The sequence below is a fragment of the Paracoccus sp. (in: a-proteobacteria) genome, assembly GCF_030536915.1.
Classification (GTDB): Bacteria; Pseudomonadota; Alphaproteobacteria; order Rhodobacterales; family Rhodobacteraceae; genus Paracoccus.
This window is the reverse complement of the sequence record NZ_JAUNPC010000212.1, coordinates 1-1,812: the sequence shown is the minus strand read 5'-3', so window position 1 is coordinate 1,812 and position 1,812 is coordinate 1. Positions and strand designations below refer to the sequence as shown.

At 71.3% G+C, this 1,812-nt stretch carries 3 protein-coding genes; all 3 read left to right on the top strand.

Translation table 11 applies throughout. The features are described 5' to 3' along the window. Positions 1-419 (top strand): SCO6880 family protein (locus tag Q4F04_RS15835; RefSeq protein WP_303370744.1); only part of this gene is annotated, 419 nt, incomplete at its 5' end. 89 nt (positions 420-508) lie between these two features. Next, entirely contained in the window at positions 509-1,507 is a 999-nt protein-coding gene (locus Q4F04_RS15830) for a hypothetical protein (protein WP_303370743.1), read from the top strand. A 110-nt stretch (positions 1,508-1,617) separates the two neighbouring features. Continuing rightward, positions 1,618-1,812 (top strand): hypothetical protein (locus tag Q4F04_RS15825; RefSeq protein ID WP_303370742.1); only part of this gene is annotated, 195 nt, incomplete at its 3' end.

Below are 1,812 nucleotides of genomic sequence, written 5' to 3'. Positions count from 1 at the left end.
CGATGGTCTACCCCGGCTTCCTGTCACCGGTGCTGCTGTCCACCGGCATCCAACGCTCGTTCTCACTGTTGTGCACCCCGATGCGCTCCGACCAAGCCGCCCGCGACATCCGCAAGAAGAAGGTCGAGCACATCTCGGATGCGGCACAGCGGCGGCGGATCGGGCAGATCGAGGACGCCGCCCATTCCGCGGAGTTCGAGGACGTCTTGCAGCAGGAGGCCGACCTGACCGCCGGGCACGGCGTGCTGCGGGTGAGCGGGTTCATCGCCATCTCTGCGCCCACCACCGAGGAGCTGGACGCGGCGGTCTCGGCCATCGAGCAATCCGCGATCCAAGCCTCCTGCGAGACCCGCAAGCTCGTCGGGCAGCAGGCCGCAGCATTCACCGCCGCCGCCCTGCCCCTGGCCCGCCACATCTAACCCGCCAAGGCCGGGGTGGATTTTGAGCTCGGGGGGTTGGGGCGCACCTGCCGGGCATCCACCACCGTCACGTCTCTGGGAGGCTCGTCATGCCTACGTTCTACGATCCCGTCGCCGACGCCAGTGAGGCATCGCAGGCGCTGCGGGGCCTGGCCCACGCCAGCCGCGACTTCGCCCATCCCGAGGACGCCTACGGGGTGATCGGCGACCTGCTCGCGGGGGTGCGCTCCTTGCAGCAGTCCATCGACCAGATCGCCCAGCGACATCGCCGGCACGAGGGCCGCGCGTTCGACGATGCCGGTGACCAGGTCCTCGGCATCCGTTACGCCCGTACCGCAGCCCGGCAGCTCAACGCCGCCGCGACCGCCCTCGACGCGGTCGAAGAACAGCTCGGCGCTGCCTCCCAGACGGCCGGCCGGATCGCCTGGCACCCCGTCGGCGCGAATGCCGTCGAAGCAGAGGCGGCAGCGGTCGAGGGGCCGGTGCAACGGTGGGTGAACGTCGTGTTCCTCCAAGGCGACGAGGCCGATGCGGTGCTGTGGCTGATCGACCGCGACGGCCCCGACGCCGCGATCGAGCACCTGGCCCGCTGGGATCACGGGAAGGAGACCACCGATGCGGCAATGGAGAACGGCTACGTCTACGACACCCCACCGGCCAGCGCCCTCGACAAGGAGACGGTCTCGGGCGAGTACACGATGATCTCCAACCCCGACCTGGGGCACGTCGCCCTGTACCGGCAGCATCCGATCCCGCCCGAAGACAGCCTCGACGCCGAGACCCCCGCGCCAGCGCCGACCGCACCGACCAGGGCCGTCGGAGGAGTCGCCAGGGGCGCAGGGGGTGCGGCGGCGGCCGGTGCCGCACTGAGAGCCGGAGCAGCGGCGACGGCCGGCGCGGCGATCTCGGGCCGCGCCGTCGGGTCGCGCAGTGCTGTCGGACCGCGCAGTGCCGCGGCTCGCGGGCGGAAGGAAGCAGGAGCGAGGGCGGCGAAGCGCGAGCCCTCGTCGGCGGAGACGGATGGGTCGTGGTTCGCGCATCCCGGTGTCGCGGCCGTTGCACGTGACCGCGGCCTCGGCCTCTCGTAGGCGCCTTCGTATCCGGTGCCGTCGACCCCTCTGAGCGGGTCGGCGGCACCGCGTGCGTCTGCGTGTGCACCTGACAGGCGTCCCGTCCTTATCTACCAGGGAGGCTTGTGATGCCCACCTACTCCTATCCCGCCGCGTTCGCGTTCGAGGCCGCCCGGAACCTGCGCGAGCTCGCCACCGCCGGGCAGCTGGAGGCCACCGGGGCCGGGGCGCACTCGCTAATCACCGACCTGCATGAGGCGGCGAGGGCGATGCGGCAGGTGCTCGACCAGCTCGCTATCGCCCACTCCGTCCCCGCTCTTTCG

Excerpts from the sequence above, each read along its gene's own strand:
- Q4F04_RS15830 (WP_303370743.1), top strand. The coding sequence starts at position 509 with ATGCCTACGTTCTACGATCCCGTCGCCGACGCCAGTGAGGCATCGCAG.